This window comes from Pseudomonas sp. LRF_L74, from assembly GCF_965644255.1.
Lineage (GTDB): Bacteria > Pseudomonadota > Gammaproteobacteria > Pseudomonadales > Pseudomonadaceae > Aquipseudomonas.
Genome location: NZ_CBFFRH010000001.1, coordinates 165800 through 192350, shown reverse-complemented (window position 1 = coordinate 192350; position 26551 = coordinate 165800). Strand labels below are relative to the sequence as shown.

Genomic DNA, 26551 nt, shown 5'->3' with positions numbered 1-26551 from the left:
TCCGGCAGGTATACGGAGTCGTAGCTTGCCATGCCGCGCTGCGCAGCAGAATATCGAACGACCGCACCTTTGCTTCCGGTCAATTCGATGACGATCATCTCCAGCCCAACCCTCGAACCCTTTCAGCCGGACCGCCTGCGCCAGTGCCTGTGCCCCCTGGATGCCGTTGCCGTGCCCTGCGCGGACAGCCAGGCCTACCAGCGCCACTATGGCCTCGACCTGGATGCACAACGGCAGGGGGTGCGTACTCGATTGGGTGGTTTCGATCTCGATGGCCTGCGTATCGCCGTGCAACTGTGGACGCCCGAACGTCCGCGCGCGACCCTGGTGATGCTGCATGGCTATTACGATCACATGGGCTTGTACCGGCACTTGGTCGACTGGGCGTTGGCGATGAATTTCGCGGTGATCGGCTGTGATCTGCCGGGTCATGGCCTGTCCGACGGGCCACGGGCGAGCATCGACGATTTTTCTCGTTACCAGGCGACGCTCGACGGGTTGTTCGCCCAGGCGGCGGCCCTCGATCTGCCGCGCCCGTGGCACCTGGCGGGGCAGAGCACCGGCGCGGGCATCCTCGTCGACCACCTGCTCAATGGCGAGCCGCGCGAGGAAATGGGCCGCATCGTGCTGCTCTCGCCGCTGGTCAGGCCACGGGCCTGGGGCCGTTCGCGGGTGACCTATCACCTGCTGCGCCCGTTCAAGTCGTCGATTGCGCGACGTTTCACCGAGAACTCCACCGACCTGGAGTTCCTCGACTTCGTGCAGAACCGCGACCCCCTGCAGCCGCGCCAGTTGCCGACGGCCTGGGTCGGTGCCCTGGCACGCTGGATTCCGCGCATCGAGAAGGCGCCGCGCAGTGCCTTGCGGCCGTTGATCGTGCAGGGCGAGGCGGACATGACCGTGGAGTGGCGGCACAACCTGCGGGTGCTGCAAAGCAAGTTCGACCGGCCGGAAATCCTGCAGATGCCGACCGCGCGGCATCACCTGGTCAACGAAGATGTGGCGTTGCGCCGGCAGTATTTCGAGTTCCTGGGCGAGCGGCTGGAGCGCTGACGGCGCCGATCACGCTCCCCCGCGACAATCAGTAGCCATTGCTCGCCGAGGTCGCGCCACTACCGGCTCCATCGGCGGCCAGCCCGGCGCGGATCGCGGCCAGGGCGGCCTGGTAATAGGCCTGGCCATCGGGCGACTGGGCGAAGGTGACGAATTCGTCGAGGTCGATATCCGACAATTCGCGGTAAACGTGCAGCAGGGTGTTGTCGAGGTCGTTGCCGATCTGCTGGCGCAGTTGTTCGCGCTGGGTGTTGAGCAGCGCCTGGGCCTGGCCGCCGCCAAGCAGGCCGGGCACCATCTGGCTCAGGCTGTCGGCGGCGACGCCGGCCAGGGCCATGCTCACTTCGGTGGCGCCTTCCTGGATCGGCAGGGCCTCGGCGAGGTGGCGCACCAGCAGGCGGCGGGTCGCGCTGGCCTCGACCTGGGGCAGGCCCTTGGAATTCTTGGCCAACTGGTCGCTACGGGTGGCGAGCACTTCCGCCGCGACGATCTTGCGGCCCAGCGGCGACTGGAAGAATTGCAGGGCGGCCGTGGGATTCGGCAACTGAGTCCGCAGCATGGCCTGGGCGCGTTGCTCCACGGCGCGCGGCGCGAAGCGGCGGTTGCTGTTGTCGACCAGCGCCTGGTACACGGCGGGTGGCAGGCTTTTGCTGTAGCGCTGCTGGGCGGCGCTCAGGGCATCGCTGAAATGGCTGCGCTGCTCGGGCCAGCCAGCGGCCTGGTAAAGGCGATCATGATCGTCGGCAAGGGCGGGCAGGGCGCTGCACAGCAGCATCAGGAAAGCGAACACGACACGCATGGATAACTCCTGTTGGGCCTGGGGTCTGTTGCCGTCGCGGCCGTGTCGAAACGGCAACAGACCCTTGGCATTTTCCGGGGCGCCATCGCGCTTGTCGAGGGCAGCGACGGCACTGGTAGAATCGCGGCATGCACGACGACCTGAACAACCTGAACCTGCCACGGATCATCGATGACCTCGCCACGCGTGGCTGGTCCTGGCAGGAACGCTGCCTGCCAGAGGCTCTGACCCTGCAACTCGCCGATGAGTGCCGCAAGCGCGCGCGACTCGGTGCGCTGGCGCCTGCCTCGGTGGGGCGCGGCGGTGGCCAGGCGGTGCGCGAGAATGTGCGCAGCGACCGCATCCAGTGGCTGGAAAACGGCGAGCATCCGGCCTGCGACCGGTACCTGGCGGTGATGGATGCCCTGCGCGAAGCCCTCAACAGGGCGCTGTTCATCGGCCTGGCCGATTACGAGTGCCACTTCGCCTTCTATCCGCCGGGTGCGTTCTACAGCCGCCACCTGGACCGTTTCCGCGACGATGACCGGCGTACCGTCTCGGCGGTGTTCTATCTCAACCAGGATTGGGCGCCTGAAGAGGGCGGCGCCCTGCGTCTCTATCCCGATGGCGGCGAACCGTTCGACGTGCCGCCCCAGGCCGGCAGCCTGGCGCTGTTCATGTCGGCGGAGATGCCCCACGAGGTCTTGCCGGCGAGCCGCGACCGCCTGTCGTTGACCGGCTGGTTCCGTCGTCGCTGAACATGCACAGGATCCTGGTCAGTCGCTGCCTGCTCGGCCAGCCGGTGCGCTACGACGGCGGTTGCCACGGGCCCTTCGATCACCTGCAACGCTGGCAACTGGAAGGGCGCATCGTGCCGGTCTGCCCGGAAGTCGCCGGAGGCTTGCCGACGCCGCGAGCGCCGGCCGAGATTCCCGGTGGCCAGGGCCAGCAGGTGCTCGATGGGCGGCGCCTGGTGGTGAACAACCTCGACGAGGACGTCACCGCCGAATTCGTCGCCGGCGCGCGGATCGCCCTGGGCCTGGCCCGCGAGCATGACGTGCGTATCGCCGTGCTCAAGTCGCGCAGCCCGTCGTGCGGTAACCAGCGTACCTACGACGGCAGTTTCAGCGGCACCCTGGTCGCTGGCGAAGGCGTGACGGCCGCGCTGCTGCGGCGCGAGGGCGTGATGGTGTTCAACGAGCAGCAGCTCGATGAGGCGGCCGAGGCATTGGCGCTGCTGGAGAGGGTTCCGTAGGCGCGCATGCCTCATAGATCGTTCAGCGTGGCGCCGGTTGCTGCTGGGTGATGCAGTGGATGTTGCCGCCGCCGAGGAGGATTTCCCGGCCGGGCACCATCACCACGCGATGAGCGGGGAAGGTCCGCTGCAGGATGGCCAGCGCTTCGTCGTCCCGCGGGTCGTCGAAGCGGGGCGCGACGATGCCGCCGTTGACGATCAGGAAGTTGACGTAGGAGCCGGCCAGGCGCACCTCGGGGTCACGCTCCTGGCTGCCGGCGACGATATCGACACCGGCGCATTCTTCGGCGCTGGCGTGCAGTGGCCCCGGGATCGGGATCTTGTGCACGGTCAGTTGCCGACCCTTGGCGTCGCGGGCGTTCGCCAGCACCTTCATGGCGGCCTGGCAGCGTGGATAGTTCGGATCGTTCCGATCGTCGGTCCAGGCCAGCAGTACCTCGCCAGGGCGCACATAGCAGCAGAAGTTATCCACATGGCCATTGGTCTCATCGTTGTACAGGCCGTCCGGCAGCCAGATCACCGTGTCGATGGCCAGGTGTTCGCGCAGCACATTCTCGATCTCTTCGCGCGACAGGTGCGGGTTGCGGTTGCGATTGAGCAGGCACTCCTCGGTGGTGATCAGGGTGCCTTCGCCATCGACGTGGAACGAGCCGCCTTCCAGCACGAAACCTTCGGTGCGATAGCGCGCGCAGCGTTCGATTTCGAGGATCTTGCTCGCCACCTGGTCGTCACGGTTCCACGGCGCATAGAGGCCGCCATCGAAACCGCCCCAGGCGTTGAAGCTCCAGTCCACGCCGCGCACCTCGCCCGCGTCGTCGATGACGAAGGTCGGGCCGGTGTCACGTACCCAGGCGTCATCGGTGCTGACTTCCACCAGGCGGATGGCCGGATGATCCAGGCGCGCGCGGGCATTTTCGTACTGGCTCGCCGAGACGCAGACGGTCACCGGCTCGAACTCGGCGATGGCCCTGGCCACCGTGGCGAAGGCCTGTTGCGCGGGCTTGCCGCCGAGGCGCCAGTTGTCCGGGCGCTCGGGCCAGACCATCCAGGTCTGGCTGTGGGCTGCCCATTCGGCAGGCATGTGGAAACCGTCGGCGCGCGGGGTGCTGGTCAGGGTGGGCATGGGGTTTTCCTCAGGGTGTCGAGGGCGGGCGGTATTCGAAAACAGCGCTGGAGGCTGGACGGCTGAACGCGCGAACGTTCGGCTTTCCAGCCTCCAGCGTTGTTCATCGAAGGTTACCGGCAATCAAACGGTATGCAGGTACCAGTTGTATTCAAGGTCGGAGATGGAGTGTTCGAACTCCTCCAGCTCGCTCTCTTTGCAGGCCACGAATATATCGATGTAGTCCGGGCTGATGTACTTGTTCAGCACTTCGCTGTCGTCCAGCTCGCGCAGGGCGTCGCGCAGGTTGTTCGGCAGGCTTTGCTCGAGCTGCTCGTAGGAGTTGCCCTCGATCGGCACGCCGGGCTCGATCTGGTTGGTCAGGCCGTGGTGAATGCCGGCCAGGATCGCCGCCATCATCAGGTACGGGTTGGCATCGGCACCGGCCACGCGGTGTTCGATACGCACCGAGTCGGCGCTGCCAGTCGGTACGCGAACGGCCACGGTACGGTTGTCCAGGCCCCAGCTCGGCGCGTTCGGCACGTAGAACTGGGCGCCGAAGCGGCGGTAGGAGTTGACGTTCGGGCAGAGGAACGCCATCGACGCGGGCATGGTCTCCAGGACACCGCCGATCGCGTGGCGCAATGCGGCGTTCTCCTGGGGATCATCGGCACTGAAGATGTTGCGGCCGGTGGTTTTGTCGAGCAGCGAGATGTGCACGTGCAGGCCGTTGCCAGCCTGGCCGGGATAGGGCTTGGCCATGAAGGTCGAGTCCATCTCGTGGTCGTAGGCGATGTTCTTGATCAGGCGCTTGAGCAGCACGGCGTAGTCGCAGGCTTTCAGAGCGTCTTCGACGTGGTGCAGGTTGACCTCGAACTGCGCCGGGGCGCTTTCCTTGACGATGGCGTCGGCGGGAATGCCTTGCTCCTTGGCGGCTTCGAGCATGTCTTGCAGGCAATCGACGTATTCGTCGAGGTCGTCGATCAGGTAGACCTGGGTCGACTGCGGGCGCTTGCCAGAGATCGGCGAGCGTGGCGGTTGCGGCCGGCCGTTCACGTTTTCCTGGTCGATCAGGTAGAACTCCAGCTCGAAGGCGGCGCAGATGCGCAGGTTCATCTCGTCGAACCTGGCCACCACCTGGCGCAGCACTTCGCGCGGGTCGGCGAAGAACGGCTTGCCGTCGAGCTCGTGCATGGTCATCAGCAATTGCGCGGTGGGGCGCTTCTGCCAGGGTTCGTTGCTCAGGGTATTGGGAATGGGGAAGCAGATGCGGTCGGCGTCGCCGATGTCCAGGCCGAGGCCGGTGCTTTCCACGGTGGAGCCGTTGATGTCCAGGGCGAAGAGCGAGGCGGGCAGGTTGATGCCTTTTTCATACACTTTATGCAGGCTGTTGCGTTCGATGCGTTTGCCGCGCACCACGCCATTCATGTCTGCAATGAGAAGGTCGACGAACAGGACCTCAGGATGTTCCTTAAGGAACGCGTTCGCTTCGTTAAGCTGAACGGCACGCGGGGGTACCGACATGATGCAACACCTTTGTTGTTAAAAATTTCAATCATCCAAGAGCATGATCGTGAGTCAATCCGAAAGCCCATACGCTGTCAATAGCTCCTGTTTTTGCCCCATGATGGGGCTTTGAAGCCATTTTTGCGGCATTTATGGGCACTGCCACACTGTTTTTGCCAGTTTACTATCAGTGACGAATTCGGCCGTGTTCAATTTTTTACAGTGCTATTGTCTAAAAAAATGAACAAGGCTAATCTCGGGTTCACCTTTCATAACAGCTATAAAACGGGTGATTCATGTCGCGCATGCCGTTGATCGGCGTTACCGCCTGCACCAAGCAGATCGGTCTGCATCCCTACCATATCGTGGGCGACAAGTACCTTCGCGCGGTGGTCGTTGCGGCGGCAGGCATGCCGCTGGTGATCCCGGCGCTGGGTGACCTGATCGACCCGTCGAGCCTGTTGGAAAATCTTGACGGCCTGCTGTTCACCGGTTCGCCGTCCAATGTCGAACCCCATCACTATAGCGGGCCCGCCAGCGAACCTGGCACGCCTCATGATCCTGAACGCGACCGTACCACCCTGCCATTGATCCGCAAGGCGGTCGAGGCGGGCGTGCCGGTGCTCGGTATCTGCCGTGGTTTCCAGGAGATGAACGTGGCCTTCGGTGGCAGCCTGCACCAGAAGGTTCACGAGGTCGAAGGCATGCTCGATCATCGCGAGCCCCAGGATCAGCCGCTGGAGGTCCAATACGGCCCCGCCCACTCCATGCGGGTGCAGCCAGGCGGCGTGCTGGCCGGGCTCGGCTTGCCGGGCGAGTTCGCGGTCAACTCGATCCACGGCCAGGGCGTCCAGCACCTGGCCCCGGGCTTGCGTGTCGAAGCGCTGGCGCCCGATGGCCTGATCGAGGCGTTCTCGGTCGAGCAGGCGCCGGCCTTCGCCCTTGGCGTACAGTGGCATCCCGAATGGCAAGTGCGTGACAACCCGAATTATCTCGCCATCTTCCGTGCCTTCGGCGAGGCGTGCAGGAAGCGGGCGGGGCAACGTTGAGCGATGGCTCTACAACCCTGAGGTCTTTATGGCTAACAAGCTCGACCAACTGACCAGTTGGCTGAAAGAACGCAAGATCACCGAAGTCGAATGCCTGATCAGCGACCTGACCGGTATCGCTCGCGGCAAGATCTCGCCGACCAACAAGTTTCTCGACGAGAAAGGCATGCGCCTGCCGGAAAGCGTGCTGTTGCAGACCGTGACCGGCGACTACGTCGAGGACGACATCTATTACGAACTGCTGGACGAGGCGGACATCGACATGTTCTGCCGCCCGGACGAGAACGCCGTATTCGTCGTGCCCTGGGCCGTCGAGCCGACCGCGATGGTGATCCACGACACCTTCGACAAGCAGGGCAACCCCATCGAGCTGTCGCCGCGCAACATCCTCAAGAAAGTCCTGAAGATGTACGCCGACCACGGCTGGCAGGCCATCGTCGCCCCCGAGATGGAGTTCTACCTGACCAAGCGCAACAGCGACCCGGACTTCCCGCTGGAGGCGCCGGTCGGCCGCTCCGGGCGCCCGGAAACCGGTCGCCAGTCGTTCTCCATCGACGCTGCCAACGAATTCGATCCGTTGTTCGAAGACATGTACGACTGGTGCGAACTGCAGGGCCTGGACCTCGACACGCTGATCCACGAGGAAGGCCCGGCGCAGATGGAGATCAACTTCCGTCACGGCGACGCGCTGCACCTGGCCGACCAGATCCTGGTGTTCAAGCGCACCATGCGCGAGGCTTCGCTCAAGCACGACGTGGCGGCGACCTTCATGGCCAAGCCGATCACCGACGAGCCGGGCAGCGCCATGCACATCCACCAGAGCGTGATCGACATCAAGACCGGCAAGAACATCTTCTCCAACGAAGATGGCAGCATGAGCGAGCTGTTCCTGCACTACATCGGTGGCCTGCAGAAATACATCCCCGAACTGCTGCCGCTGTTCGCCCCCAACGTCAACTCGTTCCGCCGCTTCCTGCCGGATACCTCGGCGCCGGTGAACGTCGAGTGGGGCGAGGAGAACCGTACCGTGGGCCTGCGCGTGCCTGAGGCGACGCCGCAGAACCGCCGGGTGGAGAACCGCCTGGCCGGTGCCGACGCCAACCCGTATCTGGTCCTGGCTGCGACCCTGCTGTGCGGCTACATGGGCATGGTCGACGAGGTCAAGCCGGGCGCGCCGGTCAAGGGTCGGGGCTACGAGCGCCGCAACCTGCGCCTGCCGGTGACCATCGAGAGCGCACTGGAGCGCATGGAGGCCTGCCGCGATGCCGAGAAGTACCTGGGCGAGAAATTCATTCGCGGCTACGTCGCGGTGAAGCGCGCCGAGCACGAAAACTACAAGCGGGTGATCAGCTCCTGGGAGCGCGAATTCCTGTTGTTGTCCGTTTGACCCGCGTGGCGCCGGCCGGGACTCGTCCGGCGCTGCGACGCAATGGAGAAAAGTGATGTCGAACAACGCCAAAACCCGCGAATGGCAGGCCTTGAGCCGCGAACACCATCTTGCGCCGTTCAGCGATTACCAGCAGTTGCACGAGAAAGGCCCGCGCATCGTGACCAGGGCCGATGGCGTGTACCTGTGGGACAGCGAGGGCAACAAGATCCTCGATGGCATGGCCGGCCTGTGGTGCGTGGCGGTCGGTTATGGCCGCGAGGAACTGGTCGAGGCCGCGGCGAAGCAGATGCGCGAGTTGCCGTTCTACAACACCTTCTTCCAGACCGCCCACCCGCCGGTGCTGGAGCTGGCCAAGGCCATCGCCGACGTGGCGCCGGCCGGCATGAACCATGTGTTCTTCACCGGCTCCGGCTCCGAGGGCAACGACACCATGCTGCGCCTGGTGCGCCATTATTGGGCGCTCAAGGGCCAGCCGCAGAAGAAGGTGATCATCAGCCGCCTCAATGGCTACCACGGTTCCACCGTGGCCGGCGCCAGCCTGGGCGGCATGAGGTACATGCACGAACAGGGCGACCTGCCGATCCCCGGCATCGAGCACATCGCACAGCCCTACTGGTACGGCGAGGGTGGCGACATGAGCCCGGATGAGTTCGGCATCTGGGCCGCCGACCAGCTGGAGAAGAAGATTCTCGACGTCGGCGAGGACAAGGTCGCCGCGTTCATCGCCGAGCCGATCCAGGGCGCCGGTGGCGTGATCATCCCGCCAGACACGTACTGGCCGCGTATCCGCGAGATTCTCGCCAAGTACGACATCCTGTTCGTCGCCGACGAAGTGATTTGCGGTTTCGGCCGTACCGGCGAGTGGTTCGGCAGCGATCTGTACGGCAACGCGCCGGACCTGATGACCATCGCCAAGGGCCTGACCTCGGGCTACGTGCCCATGGGCGGCCTGATCGTCAGCGACAAGGTGTTCCAGGTGATCAACGACGGCGGCGACTTCAACCACGGTTTCACGTATTCGGGCCATCCGGTGGCGGCAGCGGTCGGCCTGGAGAACCTGCGCATCCTGCGCGAGGAAAAAATCGTCGAGCGGGTAAAAAGCGAAACGGCACCGTATTTGCAGAAGCGTTTGCGTGAACTGGCGGATCATCCGCTGGTGGGCGAGGTCCGTGGAGTCGGCATGCTGGGCGCCATCGAACTGGCGAAGAACAAGCAGACCCGCGAGCGTTTTCCGAGCGACCTGGGCGTGGGCATGATCTGCCGCGGCCATTGCTTCGACAACGGGCTGATCATGCGCGCCGTGGGCGACACCATGATCATCGCGCCACCGCTGGTGATCAGCGAAAGTGAAATCGACGAGTTGGTCGACAAGGCACGCAAGTGCCTGGATCTCACCGCTCGGGACGTACTGGCGTAAGTCGCCGCGTTATCGGCATGGCGGCGATGCCAAAGGCGATGGCGCGACAGCTTGAGCGGCGTGCCATACCTTGCCAGACTTCGCCCCGTGCGTTGGCCAGGCTCACCGGGAGGTGCGTCGCCCAGGCGACGCCAGCCCGGATACTTCAAACGACAAGGGAGCTAACCCGCATGATCAAGACCTTCGGTAAGACGCTGCTCGCCATGACCCTGGCGGGCGCCGTTGCCGGTATGGCCCAGGCCGACGACAAGGTGTTGCACGTCTACAACTGGTCGGACTACATCGCTCCGGACACGGTCGACAAGTTCACCAAGGAAACCGGAATCAAGGTCGTCTACGACGTCTTCGATTCCAACGAGACCCTGGAGGCCAAGCTGCTGGCCGGCAAATCCGGCTACGACATCGTCGTGCCCTCGAACAACTTCCTGGCCAAGCAGATCAAGGCCAAGGTCTACCAGCCGCTGGACAAGTCCAAGCTGCCGAACTGGAAGAACCTCGACACCGACCTGCTGAAGACCGTCGAAGTCAGCGACCCGGGCAACCAGTACGCGTTCCCCTACATGTGGGGCTCGATCGGCATCGGCTACAACCCGGACAAGGTCAAGGCCGCATTGGGCGACGGCGCGCCAATCGACTCCTGGGACCTGCTGTTCAAGCCGGAGAACATCGAGAAGCTGAAAGGCTGCGGCGTTTCCTTCCTCGATTCGCCGACCGAAATCCTGCCGATCGCCCTCAAGTACCTGGGCTACAACCCGACCAGCCAGGATGCCAAGGAGCTGAAGGAAGCCGAGGCGCTGTTCCTCAAGATCCGTCCGTATATCACCTACTTCCACTCCTCGAAGTACATCGGTGACCTGGCCAACGGCAACATCTGCGTAGCGGTCGGCTACTCGGGCGACGTGTACCAGGCCAAGTCGCGTGCCGAAGAGGCCGGCGGCAAGATCAAGGTCGGCTACAACATTCCGAAGGAAGGCGCCGGTACCTTCTTCGACATGGTCGCGATCCCGGCCGACGCCGAGAACCCGGCAGGGGCCTACGCCTTCATGAACTTCCTGATGAAGCCGGAAATCATGGCGGAAATCACCAACGAAGTTCAGTTCCCCAACGGCAACGCCGCCGCGACCCCGCTGGTGAACGAGGCGATCCGTACCGACCCGGGCGTCTACCCGACCAAGGAAACCCTGGAAAAACTGTACGCCTTCCCGGACCTGCCGGCGAACGTGCAGCGGACCATGACCCGCAGCTGGACCAAGATCAAGTCCGGCAAGTAAGCAGCGACACCCTCCGGCGGGTGCTCCCGCCGGAGACTCGCCAGGAGGGCACATGCCTTATCCCGATTGCTACCTTCGCCACGCCTGCGCTTTCCAGGCGCGTGAGCGGACGGCTGGATAAGGCATGTACCTTCAAATTGCCAATGCTCGTACCGCCAGACCGGCGGCCGGCCATGATGACAAGAGGTGACCTGTGAAGATCGACGTACGCAATACCCTGTTCTGTGCAGCGCTGACGTTGGGCGTCGCCGCTGCAGCCCAGGCCGAGCCCTCGGTGCATATTTACAACTGGTCGGACTACATCGGCGAAACCACCCTGGCCGATTTCCAGAAGGCCACGGGGATCAAGCCGGTCTATGACGTCTTCGACTCCAACGAAACCCTCGAGGGCAAGTTGCTGGCCGGGCACACCGGCTTTGACGTGGTGGTGCCGTCCAACCATTTCCTTGGCAAGCAGATCAAGGCGGGCGCCTTCCAGAAACTGGACAAGGCTCAGTTGCCGAACTGGAAGAACCTCGACCCGGCGCTGCTCAGGCAACTCGAGGTCAATGACCCGGGCAATCAGTACGCGGTGCCCTACCTGTGGGGCACCAACGGCATCGGCTACAACGTCGAGAAGGTCAAGGCCGCGCTGGGCGTCGACAAGATCGATTCCTGGGCAATCCTGTTCGAACCGGAGAACATCAAGAAGCTCACCAGTTGCGGTGTGTCGTTCATGGATTCGCCGGACGAAGTGTTCCCGGCGATGCTCAACTACCTGGGCCTGAACCCGGACAGCACCAACCTCGAGGACTACAAGAAGGCCGAGGCCAAGCTGCTGGCGGTGCGGCCCTACGTGACCTATTTCCACTCCTCGAAGTACATCTCCGACCTGGCCAATGGCGACATCTGCGTGGCCTTCGGCTATTCCGGCGATGTTTTCCAGGCCAAGGCGCGTGCCGAGGAGGCCGGAAAGGGCGTCGAAATCGCCTACGCGATTCCCAAGGAAGGCGCCAACCTGTGGTTCGACATGCTGGCCGTGCCAGTCGATGCCGGTAACGTCAAGGAGGCCCACGCCTTCATCAACTACCTGCTCGATCCGGCGGTAATCGCCAAGGTCAGCGACTATGTCGGCTACGCCAACCCCAATCTCGAGGCCAGCGCATTGATGGACCAGGACGTACGCAACGATCCATCGGTCTACCCAGGGCAGGCGGTGCTGGACAAACTTTATGTCAGTGCCGAGCTGCCGCCGAAGATCCTGCGGCTGATGACCCGCAGCTGGACCAAGGTCAAAACGGGTAAATGAGTTCCACTGCCCGGCCGCATGGCCGGACACGATTGATATTTTCGGGAGTTTGATTAAATGGCCGTCGCCTCCAGCGCCTACAAAAAAGCCCTCGAGGGCAGCCAGCAACCGAAAGAGGTGCTGGTAAAAATCGACCGCGTGACGAAGAAGTTCGACGAAACCGTGGCCGTCGACGATGTCTCGCTGACCATCAACAAGGGCGAGATCTTCGCCCTGCTCGGTGGCTCCGGCTCCGGCAAGTCGACCCTGCTGCGCATGCTCGCCGGCTTCGAGAAGCCGACCGAGGGGCGCATCCTCCTCGATGGCGTGGACATTACCGATATGCCGCCCTACGAGCGGCCTATCAACATGATGTTCCAGTCCTACGCCCTGTTCCCGCACATGACCGTGGCGCAGAACATCGCCTTCGGTCTCAAGCAGGACAAGCTGCCCCAGGACGAGATCGACGAGCGCGTGGCCGAGATGCTCAAGCTGGTGCACATGAGCCAGTACGCCAAGCGCAAGCCGCACCAGTTGTCCGGCGGCCAGCGTCAGCGCGTGGCCCTGGCCCGTTCGCTGGCCAAGCGTCCGAAGCTGCTGTTGCTCGACGAACCGATGGGCGCGCTGGACAAGAAGCTGCGCTCGCAGATGCAGCTTGAGCTGGTGGAAATCATCGAGCGCGTCGGCGTGACCTGCGTGATGGTCACCCACGACCAGGAAGAGGCCATGACCATGGCCCAGCGCATCGCCATCATGCACCTGGGCTGGATCGCCCAGATCGGCTCGCCGGTGGACATCTACGAGACCCCGGCCAGCCGCCTGGTCTGCGAGTTCATCGGCAGCGTGAACATGTTCGAGGGGCAGATCGTCACCGACGACGCCGACCACGCGGTGATCAACTGCGCGCAACTGGACAAGCCGATCTACATCGGCCACGGCATCAGCACCCGCGCCCAGGAAACCCAGGTTACCTACGCCCTGCGCCCGGAAAAACTGCTGATGGCCAGCGAGCTGCCGGCCGATCACGAGCATCCCGAGTACAACTGGTCGCGCGGCAGCGTGCACGACATCGCCTACCTCGGCGGCCACTCGGTGTACCACGTCAAGCTCAGCTCCGGGCAGATCGTCCAGGCCTTCATCGCCAACGCCGAACGGCGTGGCAAGCGGCCGACCTGGGACGACCAGGTGGTGGTGTACTGGGAAGACGACAGCGGCGTGGTACTGCAGTCATGAACAAAGTCCTCGCTCAAGCCCGCGACAAGGGCGTGCAAGTCGTCGGCGCGCTGTTGCTCGCCCTCGTCGTGCTGACCCTCTACAACCTGATCGGCGCACAGAGCTTCTGGGCCGCCCTGGGGCTGTCGATCAACCAGATCTGCGAGTTCATCGCGGTGGTGGCGCTGATCCTCATCGTCTACGCCGTGGTGACCCTGCTGTTCAGCCGCTTCAGCGCGTTGCGTCCTGGCCGTGCCGCGGTGGTCAGCGCGCCGTTCCTGTGGCTGTTCCTGTTCTTCCTGCTGCCGTTCTTCATCGTCATGAAGATCAGCTTCGCCGAAGCCGACGTGGCCATTCCGCCCTACACGGAAATCTACAACTACGCCGAGCAGAAGCTGCAGATCGTCCTCAACTTCGGCAACTACACCTTTCTCAGCGAAGACGAACTGTACCTGTCGGCTTACCTGGGTTCGCTGAAGATCGCCCTCATCAGTACCGTGCTGTGCCTGCTGATCGGCTATCCGATGGCCTATGCTATGGCCCGCGCGAGCAAGGAAGCGCAGACCACCTTGCTGCTGCTGATCATGATGCCGACCTGGACCGCGATCCTGATCCGCGTCTATGCGTGGATGGGCATTCTCAGTAACAACGGCCTGCTCAATGGCTTCCTGCAGCAGATCGGCCTGATCGATGCGCCGTTGCAGATTCTCAACACCAACCTGGCGGTGTACATCGGCATCGTCTATTCGTACCTGCCGTTCATGATCCTGCCGCTGTTCGCCAACCTAGTGAAGCACGACAACAGCTTGCTGGAGGCGGCGTCCGACCTGGGCTCGAGCAACCTCAACAACTTCTGGAAGATCACCGTGCCGCTGTCGAAGAACGGCATCATCGCCGGCAGCATGCTGGTGTTCATCCCGGTGGTCGGCGAGTTCGTCATCCCCGAACTGCTTGGCGGGCCGGAGACGCTGATGATCGGCAAGGTGCTGTGGCAGGAGTTCTTCAACAACCGCGACTGGCCGGTGGCGTCCGCCCTGGCGGTGGTGATGCTGGCGATCCTGATCGTGCCGATCATCCTGTTCAACAAGAACCAAGCCAAGGAACTGGAGGGCAAGGCATGAAAAACTTGCGCTTTTCCACCGTGATGCTGTGGCTCGGGTTGCTGTTCATCTACGCCCCGATGTTCATCCTGGTCATCTACTCGTTCAACGCCTCCAAGCTGGTGACGGTCTGGGGCGGCTGGTCGGTGAAGTGGTATGTCGGTCTGCTCGACAACCGCCAGTTGATCGGCTCGGTGCTGCGTTCCCTGGAAATCGCCTGCTACACCGCGGTGGCCGCGGTGGCGCTGGGCACCATGGCCGCCTTCGTGTTGACGCGCATCCCGCGCTTTCGCGGGCGCACCATGTTCGGTGGCCTGGTCACCGCACCGCTGGTCATGCCCGAGGTGATCACCGGCCTGTCGCTGCTGCTGCTGTTCGTGGCCATGGCCCAGTTGATCGGCTGGCCCCAGGAACGTGGCATCGTCACCATCTGGATCGCCCACACCACCTTCTGCTCGTCCTACGTGGCGATCGTGGTCTCGGCGCGCCTGCGCGAGCTGGACCTGTCCATCGAAGAGGCGGCCATGGACCTCGGCGCGCGGCCGTGGAAGGTGTTCTTCCTGATCACCATCCCGATGATCGCGCCGTCGCTGGCGGCGGGCGGCATGATGTCCTTCGCCCTGTCGCTGGACGACCTGGTGCTGGCCAGCTTCGTCTCCGGGCCGGGTTCGACCACGCTGCCGATGGAAGTGTTCTCCGCCGTGCGCCTGGGCGTGAAGCCGGAGATCAACGCGGTGGCCAGCCTGATCCTGCTGGTGGTGTCGATCTTCACCTTCTTCGCCTGGTACTTCTCGCGCCGTGCGGAAGAGAAACGCAAGCGCGCGATCCAGGAAGCGATGGAAGCGACCACCAGCGAAACCTGGTCGGAGAAAGCGCCGGCCTGATCGCGACGGCAAGGCAGCAAGGGCGACTCCGGTCCACCGTCATTCCCGCGAAGGCGGGAATCCAAAAGACTCTAAACAATTGGATTCCCGCCTTCGCGGGAATGACGGATGCTCCACGCTGCGAACCGCTGCCGCTGCCGCTGCCGCTGCCGCCTCTGGCTCTAGGCCGCTTGTTTGCCGGCTATCAAGCCATCCCCGGTCGATACTGCAGCGCTTCGGCCAGATGCGCGCGGGAGATGCCGTTCGCCTGTTCCAGATCGGCGAGGGTACGGGCCACCTTGAGCAGCCGATGCGCCGCGCGCAGCGACAGGTTGAGGCGTTCGCAGGCCTGTTCCAGCCAGAGCCTGTCCGGCTCGGCCAGGGCGCAGTGCTGGCGTAGGCCGGTCAGGTCGAGAAAGGCATTGGCACAGCCCTGGCGGCGCATCTGCACGGTGCGCGCCTCGGCCACCTGGGCCGCGACGCTGGCGCTGTCCTGTCCGGCTTCCACCGGTGCATTGAGCACGGTGCTTTCGCGGGCGACGGTCAGGTGCAGGTCGATGCGGTCCAGCAACGGCCCGGACAGCTTGGCGCGATAACGCTGTACCTGCTCGCTGCTGCAACGGCAGCGCCCACCCGGATCGCCAAGATACCCGCACGGACACGGGTTCATCGCCGCGACCAGTTGGAAGCGCGCGGGAAAACGCACTTTGTCCCGCGCCCGGGCGATCACGATGGTGCCTGACTCCAGGGGCTCGCGCAGGACTTCCAGCACCTTGCGGTCGAACTCCGGCAATTCATCGAGAAACAGCACGCCCTGATGGGCTAGGGTGATCTCGCCAGGTTGCGGACGGCTACCGCCGCCGACCAGCGCTGGCCCGGATGCGCTGTGGTGCGGTTGACGAAAAGGCCTTTGCGGCCAACTGCTCAGCGGTGTGTGGCTGGCCACCGACTGGATCGCCGCGACCTCCAGGGCCTCCTGCTCGTCGAGGGCCGGCAGCAGCCCTGGCAGGCGGCTGGCCAACAGGGTCTTGCCGGTGCCGGGCGGGCCTGTGAACAGCAGATTGTGCGAGCCGCTGGCGGCGATCAGCAGGGCGCGCTTGGCCGCCAGTTGGCCTTGCACCTCGCGAAGATCCGGGTAGGGGCGTGGCTCGCGCAACAGGCCGCTGGCCTGGTAGGGCGCCAGTGGCGCATGCCCGTTGAGATGGGCGGCGATTTCCAGCAGGTGGTCGATTGCCAGCACCTCCAGGCCTGAGGCCAGGCAGGCCTCTTCGGCGTTGGCCTTGGGGACGATCAGGGTGCGCCCGCAGGCACGCGCGGCGAGGGCTGCCGGCAGCACGCCCTGTACCGGGCGCACGCTGCCGGACAAGGCCAGTTCGCCGAGGCATTCGAGGGTGTCGAGGCTATCGGCCGGGACCTGTCCGCTGGCTGCAAGCACACCGAGGGCTATGGCCAGGTCGAAGCGGCCACCATCCTTGGGCAGGTCGGCCGGTGCCAGGTTGAGGGTGATGCGTCGAGTCGGAAACTCGAAGCCGGCGTTGAGAATCGCGCTGCGCACGCGATCCTTGCTTTCCTTGACGGCGGTTTCCGGCAGGCCGACCAGGGCCATGCTTGGCAGGCCGTTGGCCAGGTGCGCCTCGACGGTCACGGCAGGCGCTTCCACGCCCACCTGGGCGCGGCTGTGGACGATAGCTAGGGACATGATCACTCCTTTGATCACGGTACGCGTGAAGCCAGGCTCGCCCGGTTCTCACGCGACGTTGTTGCACCCTCTCGAATGAATTCAGTCGGCGGGCGGGTTCTGCTTGGCTTCCAGTTCGGCGACCTTGGCCTCGAGCGCCTCCAGGCGCGCGCGGGTGCGCGCCAGCACGACCATCTGGCTGTCGAATTCCTCGCGACTGACCAGGTCGAGTTTGTTGAAGGCGCCCTGCAGCAGCACCTTCAACTGCGCCTCGACTTCGCTGCGTGGGGTACTGCCCTCACTGCTGAATAGGCGGGATGCTTGGCTGGAGAGGACATCGAGAAGGGCTTTGGGCGGCAGCATGGCGAGGTTCCGGTGGCAAACGGCGGGCAGTCTAGCATGCCGGCTTTTGCGCGTTGCCGTGGTGTGCGCACGGTTTTCGATCATTCGGGGTGAACGTGGCGCACCAAGATTGTGCGCGATTGTCGCCGGCATGCTCGGCGAACACCTGGACGGGTGGCTAATGGGCTGAAAAATGGGCATTTGTCAGAGCTGGCAAGGTTTCTGCTTAGTTGCCAGCAACACGTGCACCGATGCAGTTCCGGTGCGCGGGCCGAGGTTGGGGAGAACCTCGGCATGTGCGGTTGCTCATGTCGGCCTGCCGGATTCACGGCGGCCGACGCGTTACAAAGCCAGGTACTGCGCTTAGACTTGAGTCGGGTTCGTTTTTCCTGGGGCAAGTCACCAATACGGGAGAGAGTTTCATGAAGCTAGTCACTGCCATCATCAAGCCGTTCAAGCTGGACGACGTGCGCGAGTCGCTGTCGGAAATCGGCGTGCAGGGCATCACCGTCACCGAGGTCAAGGGCTTCGGCCGGCAGAAGGGCCACACCGAGCTGTATCGCGGCGCGGAGTACGTGGTCGATTTTCTGCCCAAGGTGAAGATCGACGTCGCCATCGCCGACGACCAGCTGGACCGGGTCATCGAAGCGATCACCAAGGCCGCCAACACCGGCAAGATCGGTGACGGCAAGATCTTCGTAGTCAACCTGGAACAGGCGATCCGCATCCGTACCGGCGAAACCGGCACCGACGCAGTTTAAGCCTCCGAACCCAACCCGCCCCAGGAGAAAACACATGACTCTGCGTAAGCTCGCAGGGCTAGGAGCCCTCTTGTCCCTCGTTACCCCCGGCCTGGCCATGGCTGACGAGGTTACCCTCAACTCCGGCGATACCGCGTGGATGCTGACCGCCACCGCGCTGGTCCTGTTCATGACCATCCCCGGCCTGGCGCTGTTCTACGGCGGCATGGTGCGTTCCAAGAACATCCTTTCGGTGATGATGCAGTGCTTCGCCATCACCGGCCTGATGAGCATCCTCTGGACGCTCTACGGCTACAGCCTGGCCTTCGATACCACCGGTATGGAACAGGGCGTGGTCAACTTCAACTCCTTCGTCGGTGGCCTGTCGAAGGCGTTCCTCGCCGGCATCACCCCGGAGAGCCTGACCGCGGCCTTCCCCGAGCCGGTGTTCGTCACCTTCCAGATGACCTTCGCGATCATTACCCCGGCGCTGATCGTCGGCGCGTTCGCCGAGCGCATGAAGTTCTCCGCCATGCTGATCTTCATGGGCTTGTGGTTCACCCTGGTCTATGCACCGATCGCGCACATGGTCTGGTCCGGTAACGGCGGCCTGATGTGGGACTGGGGCGTACTGGACTTCGCGGGCGGCACCGTGGTGCACATCAACGCCGGTGTCGCTGGCCTGATCGCCTGCATCGTGCTGGGCAAGCGCAAGGGTTACCCGACCACGCCGATGGCGCCGCACAACCTGGGCTACACCCTGGTCGGTGCCGCCATGCTGTGGATCGGCTGGTTCGGCTTCAACGCCGGTTCCGCGGCAGCCGCCAACGGCACCGCTGGCATGGCCATGCTGGTTACCCAGATCGCCACCGCCGCCGCCGCCCTGGCCTGGATGTTCGCCGAGTGGGTCACCCACGGTAAGCCGAGCGCCCTGGGCATCGCCTCCGGCGTGGTTGCCGGCCTGGTCGCCATCACTCCGGCCGCTGGCACCGTCGGCCCGATGGGCGCCCTGGTGATTGGCCTGGCCGCTGGCGTGATCTGCTTCTTCTGCGCCACCAGCCTCAAGCGCAAGCTGGGCTACGACGATTCCCTGGACGCCTTCGGCGTACACGGTATCGGCGGTATCGTCGGCGCCCTGCTGACCGGTGTGTTCGCCGCTCCGGCAATGGGTGGCTTCGGCACCGTGGAAAACATCGCCGAGCAAGTGTTCATCCAGTTCAAGGGCGTCGCCTTCACCGTGATCTACACCGCCATCGTCACCTTCATCATCCTCAAGGTGCTGGATATCGTGATGGGCCTGCGGGTCAACGAAGAAGCCGAGGCCGTTGGTCTCGACCTTGCGGAACACAACGAGCGCGGCTACAACCTGTAACCGCTCGTGCAATGAAAAACGCCCGGCTTCTGCCGGGCGTTTTTGTATCTTTTCGGTGACAGCCAGGACCCTGTTCTTTGACCCTTTGCTTTTTTGCCGAGCGCGCTAGAATGCGCCCCAAAATCGGATAGAGCCGGTGGCGACCATGTGGCTGCAACGGACCATCACCCTGCGTTCGAGGGCTCGCGGATTCCATCTTGTCGATGATGAGATCGTCGCTGCGCTACCCGAGCTTCGCGATTATCAAGTGGGTGTGCTGCACCTCTGGCTGCAGCACACGTCGGCCTCGCTGACCATCAACGAGAATGCCGATGGTGCGGTGCGGCGTGACTTCGAGCGGTTCTTCAACCGCTTGGTGCCGCAGGACGAAACCGGTTACGAGCATGACGATGAAGGGCCGGACGACCTGCCGGCGCACTTCAAGTCCAGCCTGCTCGGCTGCCAGTTGAGCCTGCCTGTGAGGGCTGGAAAGCTGGAGTTGGGGACGTGGCAGGGAATCTATCTCGGTGAGCACCGGGATCATGGCGGCGCGCGTCGACTGATCGCGACGCTCCATGGTGAAAAAGCTCGATGAATGAAGCGGATTTTTCCCGGTAGCGCCTTGCAATACGCGCCGCTGGTCTATAACTAACCTGCTTTGCGCATGGTATGAGGTTGAGCATGAGTGACGAAGAACTGGAACAGGACGAACTGGAAGCGGGTGACGAGGATGACGGCGAGGAGCTGTCTGCCGCTGATGGCGATGTAGCGGAGGATGACGATGGCGGCGACGCCGGCGAGTCTTCCAGTGGCAAGCCAGGCAAGAAAAAGGCCGCCGTCGAGCCCGAAGAGATACCCAGCATCGAAGCCAAGCAGAAGGAGCGTGACGCCCTGGCCAAGGCCATGGAAGACTTCCTGGCGCGCGGTGGCAAGGTGCAGGAAGTCGAGCCCAACGTAGTTGCTGATCCGCCCAAGAAGCCAGACAGCAAATACGGCAGTCGTCCTATCTGACGATTAGCTGCTGCGATGAAGAGCCCGCCTATCCGGCGGGTTTTTCTTTTGGGGCGATGCATTCAAGTGAGGCGGCCTGGAAGGGGGGCGATTTGAACGGCTGCTTCGAGGTAATTGCAGACCCTCGTAGGGTGGACAACGCGAAGCTTGTCCACCGCTCTGCTAATGGTGGACAAAAAGAGCGTTGTCCACCCTACGTCCGCTCCTGCCTCGATACAACTATCCAGCAAGTGTCAGGGCCTGAATTGTTACCAGCGCTCCAGCACGGCGGGCAGTTCGGAAAGACTGGTGATTTGTGCATCGGGATGCCGTTCGCCCTGCCATTCCTGGCGCAACGGGTTGAACCAGATGGCCCGCAGGCCAGCGGCCTGGGCCCCGGCGATGTCATCGCCGGGGTGGTCGCCGATGTGGACCGCCTGGGACGCCTCCACGCCCGCTTCATGCAGGGCGCGCTGGAACGGATGCGGGTCGGGCTTGCCGACGCCCAGCTCCTCGGCGGACAGGGCGAAGCGAAAGTAGTCGGCCAGGCCCAGGCGGCGCACGTCGGCGTTGCCGTTGGTGATCACGCCCAGGGTGTAGTGCAGCGCGAGGCGTTCCAGGGTCGGTACGGTGTCGTTGAAGAAGGTGATGCGATGGCGGGCGTGCAGCATGGTCTGGAATGCGCCCTCGGCCATTTCGGCGGCCTGTTCGGGCGAATAGCCCACGCCATTCAGCGCATGGCGCAGGGTTCGGCGGCGCAGCTCGCTCAGCCGGTGGCGCAGGCCGGGATCGTCGGCGAGCACGGCGGCGCGAACCTCCCACAGATGCTCGACCGGCAACTCGGCCAGGCGCGGCGCATGCTCGGCCAGCCAGTCGCGCATGGCCGTCTCGGCGCCGGCGATGACCGGTTTGTTATCCCACAGGGTGTCGTCGAGGTCGAAGGTGATCAGGCGCAGGCTCATGACGCGTCTCCCTTGCTGCGTTTGGCGCGTGGATGGGCCTGGTCATAGACCGTCGCCAGGTGCTGGAAATCCAGGTGGGTGTAGATCTGCGTGGTGGCGATGTCGGCATGGCCGAGCAGCTCCTGCACGGCGCGCAGGTCCTGCGACGATTCCAGCAGGTGGCTGGCGAAGCTGTGGCGCAACATGTGTGGGTGCAGGTGTTGGCCGAGTTCGCGCACACCGGCCTGGCGCACGCGCAGTTGCACGGCGCGCGGTGACAGGCGGCGGCCCTGCTGGCTGACGAACAGCGCGCCGTCCGCCGGATTGCTCAGGGCGCGCAATGGCAGCCACTGCTCCAATGCTGCGCGAGCCTTGCTGCCGACCGGCAGTTCGCGGGTCTTGTTGCCTTTGCCGAGCACCCGGACCAGGCCGTCGTGCAAGTCCAGGCCATCGAGGTTCAGGCCGACCAGTTCGGACAGGCGCAGCCCCGAGGAATAGAACAGCTCCAGCAAAGCCTGGTCGCGGCGGGCGATGAAGTCGTCGTCCTGGGCGCCATCGAGCAACTGTTGAGCGCGGTCGGCATCCAGCGTGCGCGGCAGTCGCCGTTCACCCTTTGGCGGGCGCAGGCCGTTGGCTGGATCGTGGCGACAGACGCCTTCGCGGTGCAGGTATTGGTAGAGGCCGCGCGTCGCCGATAACAGGCGCGCCAGGGAACGACTGGACAGGCCCTGGGCATGCAGGCGGGCGATGAAGCTGCGCAGGCTGCGTACGTCGAGATTCTTCCAGGATTCGATGCCGGCCTTCTCGCACAGCCCTACGAGCTTGCCCAGATCGCGCCGGTAGCCGTCGAGGGTATGTGTCGACACCTGGCGTTCGCTGCGCAGGTGTTCGAGATAGGCATCCAGATCGGTTGCAAGACGGATGGCTGTCCCCTCCAGGCTCCAGGTGAATGCCTCGGAGCATCAGGCGCTGCCCAGGCGGTTACTGAGGCGAGCGCTGTGCGGCGAGGCGTGCGAGTACCCGTGACAGTACATCGGCTACGTAGCCGAGGAACAGGGTGCCGAGCGAACTCTTGTAGTGCTGTGGGTCGGGGCTGCCGATGGCGAGGATGCCGTGCAGGCCCTGGTGGCTGAGCGAAACCACGGCGGCAGAACCGACCTGGCCGCTCTCGGCCTCGTTGAACAGGAACTCCAGTTCGCGCGGGCGTAGCGCGCCGCAGGTGGTCTTGCCATCGGCGAGCAGCCCGCCGATGACCTTGTGCGCCTCGCCGGCCGCTACGCTACGGCCGACGCCATTGGCCTCTTCGCTGAACAGCACGAGGCTGACGAAGGGCACCTTGAATTCATGGCGCAGGCTGTCTTCGACCACGCTGACCACTTCCTCCAGGCTGCCCGCATCGAGCATGGCGAGGATCAGGCGGCGCGTCTTCTCGAACAGCCGGTCATTGTCGCGGGCCACTTCCATCAGATGGGTCAGGCGCTGGCGCAGCTCCAGATTACGCTCGCGCAACAGCCTGACCTGGCGCTCGACCAGCGACACCGCGGCCCCGGGCTGATGAGGGATGCGCAACTCGGTGATCAGCTCGTCGTGGTCGACGAAGAACTCCGGGTGCTGGCGCAGGTAGGCGGCGACGGCTTCGGCATCGAGCGGGGGCGACGTATCGGTCATAGCCGGACTTGTCCTTCGTACACGCGAACGGCGGGGCCGGTCATCATAACGGGCTGGCCCGGGCCTGCCCACTCGATGGTCAGCTTGCCGCCTGGCAGTTCGAGTTGCACGGGCGAATCCATCCAGCCGTGACGGATGGCCGCGACCGCGGCGGCGCAGGCGCCGGTGCCGCAGGCCTGGGTTTCCCCGGCACCGCGCTCCCAGACGCGCAGGCGCCCGTGATGGCGATCCTGGACTTGCAGGAAGCCGACGTTGACCCGGTTGGGAAAGCGCGGGTGGTGTTCCATTTTCGGGCCGAGCTCATGCACCGGCGCGCTATCGGCATCCTCGACGCGCAGCACGGCGTGTGGGTTGCCCATGGAGACTGCCGCCAGTTCGAGCGTCTGCCCATCGACCTCGACCTGATAGCTCAGGGCTTCGCGGTCGGCCTGGAACGGAATGTCCGCCGGCACCAGGCGTGGCGCGCCCATGTCCACCGTGACCTGGCCGTCGGCGCGCAGGTTCAGCTCGATCACGCCGCTCTTGGTTTCCACGCGGATCTTCTTCTTCACGGTCAGGCGCTTGTCCACCACGAAACGGGCGAAGCAGCGCGCGCCGTTGCCGCATTGCTCCACTTCCGAACCGTCGGCGTTGAAGATGCGGTAGCGGAAGTCGACGTCCGGGCTGCTCGGCGCCTCGACCAGCAGCAACTGGTCGAAGCCGACGCCCGTGTTGCGATCACCCCACGCCTTGGCGTGCTTGGGCTGGATATGCGCGTGCTGGCTGATCAGGTCGAGGACCATGAAGTCATTGCCGATGCCGTGCATCTTGGTGAAGCGCAATAGCATGATCGCGCCCTCACGTCGGCAGCAGGCTTTCGCCAGCGTAGAGTTCTTCCAGGGTTTCGCGGCGGCGCACTTCGTGGGCCTGGTCGCCATCGACCAGGATTTCGGCGGCGCGGCCACGGGTGTTGTAGTTCGAGCTCATGACGAAACCATAGGCGCCGGCGGAGCGCACGGCCAGCAGGTCGCCTTCGGCGAGCACCAGTTCGCGGTTCTTGGCGAGGAAGTCGCCGGTCTCGCAGATCGGCCCGACCAGGTCGTAGTTGCGAGCCTGGCCGTCACGTGGCCGGACCGGGGTGACGTCCATCCAGGCCTGGTACAGCGCCGGGCGGATCAGGTCGTTCATCGCCGCGTCGACGATGGCGAAATCCTTGTGTTCGGTGTGCTTGAGGTATTCCACGCGAGTCAGCAGCACTCCAGCGTTGGCGACGATGGAGCGGCCCGGCTCGAACACCAGGGCCAGGTCGCGGCCTTTGATGCGCTCACGCACGGCGGCGATGTAGTCGCCGGCCAGCGGTGGCTGCTCGTCGCGGTACTGCACGCCCAGGCCACCGCCGAGGTCGAGGTGGCGGATGGTGATGCCCGCTGTGGCCAGCTTGTCCACCAGCGCCAGCAGGCGATCCAGGGCATCGAGGAACGGTGGCAGGCTGGTCAGTTGCGAACCGATATGGCAATCAACACCGACGATCCGCAGGTTGGGCAATCCGGCGGCACGGGCGTAGACCGCCGGCGCATCGGCGATGGCGATACCGAACTTGTTTTCCTTGAGACCGGTGGAAATGTACGGGTGGGTGCCGGCATCGACGTCCGGGTTCACGCGCAGGGAGATCGCGGCGACCTTGCCCAGTTCGGCGGCGACGCTCTGCAGGCGTTCCAGTTCGTCGGTGGATTCGACGTTGAAGCAGTGCACGCCGACCTCCAGGGCACGGCGCATGTCGTCGCGGGTCTTGCCGACGCCGGAGAAGACGATCCTGCTGGCGTCGCCGCCGGCAGCCAGGGCGCGCTCCAGTTCGCCACGGGAAACGATATCGAAGCCGGCGCCAAGGCGCGCCAGGACGTTGAGCACGCCGAGGTTGGAGTTGGCCTTGACGGCGAAGCACACCAGGTGCGGCATGCCGGCCAGGGCATCGGCATAGGCGCGGTACTGGGCCTCGATGTGGGCGCGGGAATACACGTAGGTAGGCGTACCGAAGCGCTCGGCAATGGCGGACAGCGCCACGCCTTCCGCGAACAGCTGGCCGTCGCGGTGGGTAAAGGCTTGCATGGAACCCCCTTAGAGGAAGACGTCTCTGTCGCGTTTTTCCGAGGTCTTTTCATCGTCCGGGTGGTACAGCGGGCCTTTCTGGCCACAGCCGGCGAGGGAGACGCTGAGGACGGCTAGCGCGATGAAGGGCAGCAGCAGGCGCTTCATGATGACTTCCTTACAAAATCGAGAATGGCCCGGAGTATACCCACGCCCCGCCGCCTTGCCTATGCACGCACGTCCCGCCAGACGGGCGTTGCGTGGCAATATTCAGCCCGTGGCGCGCCCTTTGTCCGTGTCCGGGTTATCCTTGCGCCATTCGCCGGGTCTGCCCGGCTCGATAATCAGCGATCCGTTTGCCGAGGTGTGTATGAGTTTGACTGAAGCCCGATTCCACGACCTGCTCGATAGCGTGCAGGAAGCCGTCGAGGACATCTTCGATGAAAGCGGGCTGGACATCGATCTGGAAAACTCGGCGGGCGTGCTGACCGTACGCTTCGACAACGGCAGCCAGTTGATCCTCAGTCGCCAGGAGCCGCTGCGCCAGCTCTGGGTCGCGGCGCGCTCGGGCGGCTTCCACTTCGACTACGACGAGAATGAGGGGCTGTGGATCTGTGACACCAGCGACGAGCCGCTGGGCGAACTGCTGGCTCGCGTAACCCTGGAGCAGGCCGGTGAGCACATCGAGTTCGACGAGCTCTGAGGCGGTTGCCTCGCCTTGTGTGCGGCGCTGCTGCCTGAACGATCAGGAGCAGTGCCTGGGCTGTGGTCGCCTGTTGGGGGAAATCCTCGAATGGGGGAACGCCGCCCGGAGCAGGCGAATGGCCATTCGTGACGCGGCAGCCAGGCGCTTGGCGGAGGCAAGTGTGAGCCGAAAGTAGTACTTGCTGGGCCGACAGGCCCCGATGCCTCCCGCCTCCAGCGGCTGCCCTTGCTTATTTATTCGCCTGTGATACGGTCGAACCACGTCAACCAGACCCCGCCTTCGGGCGGGGTTTTGTTTTATATAGACCGGACAGGAGTCGCCGATCGCCATGCACAGCTCGCCCGCCATCACCATCACCCGCCTTGATCTGCAACGCTTGGAGCAGTTGCTCGACAGCCTGGAGCCATACGGCCCGGCCGCCGAGGCGCTGGAGGCAGAATTGTCCCGCGCGCATGTGGTCGGTCATGACGAGGTGCCGGCTGGCGTGGTGACGATGAACTCGCGCGTGCATTGCCGCGAGGAAGGCAGCGGCAAGGACTATCACCTGACCCTGGTCTACCCGGAGCAGGCGGGTGGCGAAGGCACCGTGTCGGTCCTCGCGCCAGTGGGCAGCGCGTTGCTCGGCCTGTCCGTCGGCCAGCACATCGACTGGCCGGTGCCGGGTGGTGGCAAGGTGCTCAAACTGACGTTGCTGGCGGTCGAGTACCAACCGGAAGCGGCGGGCGAATACGTGCGTTGAGCAATACCGGCGCTTGTCGGCGCCGGAAAGCGCCGACGCGTTTGCCATTGATGTCAGCCGCCGCTGCGC

Annotated in this window: 29 protein-coding genes; 18 read left to right on the top strand and 11 right to left on the bottom strand. The window is 64.2% G+C overall.

Going from position 1 to position 26551, the window contains the following annotated elements; all coding sequences use genetic code 11:
• Positions 1-87 precede the first annotated feature (87 nt).
• A complete protein-coding gene (locus ACSZPK_RS00955; RefSeq protein ID WP_437879529.1) occupies positions 88-1053 on the top strand; it encodes an alpha/beta hydrolase in 966 nt (321 codons plus the stop codon).
• Positions 1054-1081: 28 nt separating this feature from the next.
• Here the strand turns inward: ACSZPK_RS00955 and ACSZPK_RS00950 are convergent, their stop codons facing one another.
• Positions 1082-1852 (bottom strand): hypothetical protein, encoded by a 771-nt coding sequence (locus ACSZPK_RS00950; RefSeq protein WP_437879528.1) that lies wholly within the window; start codon positions 1850-1852, stop codon positions 1082-1084.
• Between the two features lie 128 nt (positions 1853-1980).
• On the opposite strand from ACSZPK_RS00950, the gene ACSZPK_RS00945 reads away from it, so the two are divergent.
• Together ACSZPK_RS00945 and ACSZPK_RS00940 are read left to right on the top strand one after the other, a co-directional pair.
• On the top strand, positions 1981-2589 hold the full coding sequence (locus tag ACSZPK_RS00945; RefSeq protein ID WP_437879527.1) for a 2OG-Fe(II) oxygenase: 609 nt from the start codon (positions 1981-1983) through the stop codon (positions 2587-2589).
• A 2-nt stretch (positions 2590-2591) separates the two neighbouring features.
• Positions 2592-3086, top strand: coding sequence for a DUF523 domain-containing protein (locus tag ACSZPK_RS00940; RefSeq protein ID WP_437879526.1), 495 nt, complete (start codon positions 2592-2594; stop codon positions 3084-3086).
• Between the two features lie 22 nt (positions 3087-3108).
• Here ACSZPK_RS00940 and aguA read toward each other — a convergent pair whose 3' ends face one another.
• Positions 3109-4209, bottom strand: a complete 1101-nt coding sequence (aguA, locus tag ACSZPK_RS00935) for an agmatine deiminase (protein ID WP_437879525.1) — start codon at positions 4207-4209, stop codon at positions 3109-3111.
• A gap of 123 nt (positions 4210-4332) precedes the next feature.
• On the bottom strand, positions 4333-5712 hold the full coding sequence (locus ACSZPK_RS00930) for a glutamine synthetase family protein (RefSeq protein ID WP_437879524.1): 1380 nt from the start codon (positions 5710-5712) through the stop codon (positions 4333-4335).
• Positions 5713-5990: 278 nt separating this feature from the next.
• Here ACSZPK_RS00930 and ACSZPK_RS00925 point away from each other — a divergent pair, with 278 nt between their 5' ends.
• The 8 genes from ACSZPK_RS00925 to ACSZPK_RS00890 all read left to right on the top strand — a co-directional run bounded on the left by ACSZPK_RS00925 (position 5991) and on the right by ACSZPK_RS00890 (position 15284).
• Positions 5991-6743 carry a gamma-glutamyl-gamma-aminobutyrate hydrolase family protein gene (locus tag ACSZPK_RS00925; protein ID WP_437879523.1) on the top strand — a complete coding sequence of 251 codons (753 nt, stop codon included), beginning with the start codon at positions 5991-5993 and terminating at the stop codon, positions 6741-6743.
• A gap of 28 nt (positions 6744-6771) precedes the next feature.
• On the top strand, positions 6772-8130 hold the full coding sequence (locus ACSZPK_RS00920) for a glutamine synthetase family protein (protein WP_437879522.1): 1359 nt from the start codon (positions 6772-6774) through the stop codon (positions 8128-8130).
• Positions 8131-8185: 55 nt separating this feature from the next.
• Entirely contained in the window at positions 8186-9550 is a 1365-nt protein-coding gene (locus ACSZPK_RS00915; RefSeq protein ID WP_437879521.1) for an aspartate aminotransferase family protein, read from the top strand.
• 170 nt (positions 9551-9720) lie between these two features.
• On the top strand, positions 9721-10821 hold the full coding sequence (locus ACSZPK_RS00910; RefSeq protein WP_437879520.1) for a polyamine ABC transporter substrate-binding protein: 1101 nt from the start codon (positions 9721-9723) through the stop codon (positions 10819-10821).
• Positions 10822-11014: 193 nt separating this feature from the next.
• Positions 11015-12109 carry a polyamine ABC transporter substrate-binding protein gene (locus ACSZPK_RS00905; RefSeq protein WP_437879519.1) on the top strand — a complete coding sequence of 365 codons (1095 nt, stop codon included), beginning with the start codon at positions 11015-11017 and terminating at the stop codon, positions 12107-12109.
• A 57-nt stretch (positions 12110-12166) separates the two neighbouring features.
• The gene (gene potA / locus ACSZPK_RS00900; protein ID WP_437879518.1) at positions 12167-13321 is read left to right on the top strand and encodes a polyamine ABC transporter ATP-binding protein; all 1155 of its coding nucleotides are present in this window, start codon (positions 12167-12169) and stop codon (positions 13319-13321) included.
• Positions 13322-13539: 218 nt separating this feature from the next.
• Positions 13540-14421, top strand: coding sequence for an ABC transporter permease subunit (locus ACSZPK_RS00895; RefSeq protein WP_437880253.1), 882 nt, complete (start codon positions 13540-13542; stop codon positions 14419-14421).
• A complete protein-coding gene (locus ACSZPK_RS00890; protein WP_437879517.1) occupies positions 14418-15284 on the top strand; it encodes an ABC transporter permease subunit in 867 nt (288 codons plus the stop codon). The genes ACSZPK_RS00895 and ACSZPK_RS00890 overlap by 4 nt, the downstream gene beginning before the upstream one ends.
• A 184-nt stretch (positions 15285-15468) precedes the next feature.
• On the opposite strand, the gene ACSZPK_RS00885 is transcribed toward ACSZPK_RS00890, so the two are convergent.
• Both ACSZPK_RS00885 and ACSZPK_RS00880 read right to left on the bottom strand, forming a co-directional pair.
• Entirely contained in the window at positions 15469-16962 is a 1494-nt protein-coding gene (locus ACSZPK_RS00885) for a YifB family Mg chelatase-like AAA ATPase (protein ID WP_437879516.1), read from the bottom strand.
• A gap of 81 nt (positions 16963-17043) precedes the next feature.
• The gene (locus ACSZPK_RS00880; RefSeq protein WP_437879515.1) at positions 17044-17304 is read right to left on the bottom strand and encodes an accessory factor UbiK family protein; all 261 of its coding nucleotides are present in this window, start codon (positions 17302-17304) and stop codon (positions 17044-17046) included.
• 401 nt (positions 17305-17705) lie between these two features.
• Here ACSZPK_RS00880 and glnK point away from each other — a divergent pair, with 401 nt between their 5' ends.
• The 4 genes from glnK to sutA all read left to right on the top strand — a co-directional run bounded on the left by glnK (position 17706) and on the right by sutA (position 20385).
• On the top strand, positions 17706-18044 hold the full coding sequence (gene glnK / locus ACSZPK_RS00875) for a P-II family nitrogen regulator (RefSeq protein ID WP_021700071.1): 339 nt from the start codon (positions 17706-17708) through the stop codon (positions 18042-18044).
• 34 nt (positions 18045-18078) lie between these two features.
• Positions 18079-19395 carry an ammonium transporter gene (locus tag ACSZPK_RS00870; RefSeq protein WP_437879514.1) on the top strand — a complete coding sequence of 439 codons (1317 nt, stop codon included), beginning with the start codon at positions 18079-18081 and terminating at the stop codon, positions 19393-19395.
• Positions 19396-19540: 145 nt separating this feature from the next.
• The gene (locus tag ACSZPK_RS00865; protein WP_437879513.1) at positions 19541-19969 is read left to right on the top strand and encodes a secondary thiamine-phosphate synthase enzyme YjbQ; all 429 of its coding nucleotides are present in this window, start codon (positions 19541-19543) and stop codon (positions 19967-19969) included.
• Between the two features lie 86 nt (positions 19970-20055).
• Positions 20056-20385 carry a transcriptional regulator SutA gene (gene sutA / locus ACSZPK_RS00860; protein ID WP_437879512.1) on the top strand — a complete coding sequence of 110 codons (330 nt, stop codon included), beginning with the start codon at positions 20056-20058 and terminating at the stop codon, positions 20383-20385.
• A gap of 248 nt (positions 20386-20633) precedes the next feature.
• Here sutA and ACSZPK_RS00855 read toward each other — a convergent pair whose 3' ends face one another.
• The 6 genes from ACSZPK_RS00855 to lptM are packed head-to-tail and all read right to left on the bottom strand — an operon-like array spanning position 20634 to position 25205.
• Entirely contained in the window at positions 20634-21326 is a 693-nt protein-coding gene (locus ACSZPK_RS00855; RefSeq protein WP_437879511.1) for an HAD family hydrolase, read from the bottom strand.
• The gene (gene xerC, locus ACSZPK_RS00850; RefSeq protein ID WP_437880252.1) at positions 21323-22228 is read right to left on the bottom strand and encodes a tyrosine recombinase XerC; all 906 of its coding nucleotides are present in this window, start codon (positions 22226-22228) and stop codon (positions 21323-21325) included. The genes ACSZPK_RS00855 and xerC overlap by 4 nt, the downstream gene beginning before the upstream one ends.
• A 58-nt stretch (positions 22229-22286) precedes the next feature.
• Positions 22287-22973, bottom strand: coding sequence for a DUF484 family protein (locus ACSZPK_RS00845; RefSeq protein ID WP_437879510.1), 687 nt, complete (start codon positions 22971-22973; stop codon positions 22287-22289).
• Positions 22970-23800, bottom strand: coding sequence for a diaminopimelate epimerase (gene dapF / locus ACSZPK_RS00840; RefSeq protein WP_437879509.1), 831 nt, complete (start codon positions 23798-23800; stop codon positions 22970-22972). The genes ACSZPK_RS00845 and dapF overlap by 4 nt, the downstream gene beginning before the upstream one ends.
• Positions 23801-23810: 10 nt before the next feature.
• Positions 23811-25058, bottom strand: a complete 1248-nt coding sequence (gene lysA, locus ACSZPK_RS00835; protein ID WP_437879508.1) for a diaminopimelate decarboxylase — start codon at positions 25056-25058, stop codon at positions 23811-23813.
• A gap of 9 nt (positions 25059-25067) precedes the next feature.
• A complete protein-coding gene (lptM, locus tag ACSZPK_RS00830; protein ID WP_437879507.1) occupies positions 25068-25205 on the bottom strand; it encodes an LPS translocon maturation chaperone LptM in 138 nt (45 codons plus the stop codon).
• Positions 25206-25407: 202 nt separating this feature from the next.
• On the opposite strand from lptM, the gene cyaY reads away from it, so the two are divergent.
• From cyaY to rnk, 3 genes are all read left to right on the top strand, one after another.
• The gene (gene cyaY, locus ACSZPK_RS00825) at positions 25408-25740 is read left to right on the top strand and encodes an iron donor protein CyaY (protein ID WP_437879506.1); all 333 of its coding nucleotides are present in this window, start codon (positions 25408-25410) and stop codon (positions 25738-25740) included.
• On the top strand, positions 25712-25918 hold the full coding sequence (locus ACSZPK_RS00820) for a DUF1289 domain-containing protein (RefSeq protein WP_437879505.1): 207 nt from the start codon (positions 25712-25714) through the stop codon (positions 25916-25918). Before cyaY ends, ACSZPK_RS00820 begins: the two co-directional genes overlap by 29 nt.
• A 153-nt stretch (positions 25919-26071) precedes the next feature.
• The gene (gene rnk, locus ACSZPK_RS00815; RefSeq protein ID WP_437879504.1) at positions 26072-26482 is read left to right on the top strand and encodes a nucleoside diphosphate kinase regulator; all 411 of its coding nucleotides are present in this window, start codon (positions 26072-26074) and stop codon (positions 26480-26482) included.
• The last annotated feature ends 69 nt before the right edge of the window (positions 26483-26551 follow it).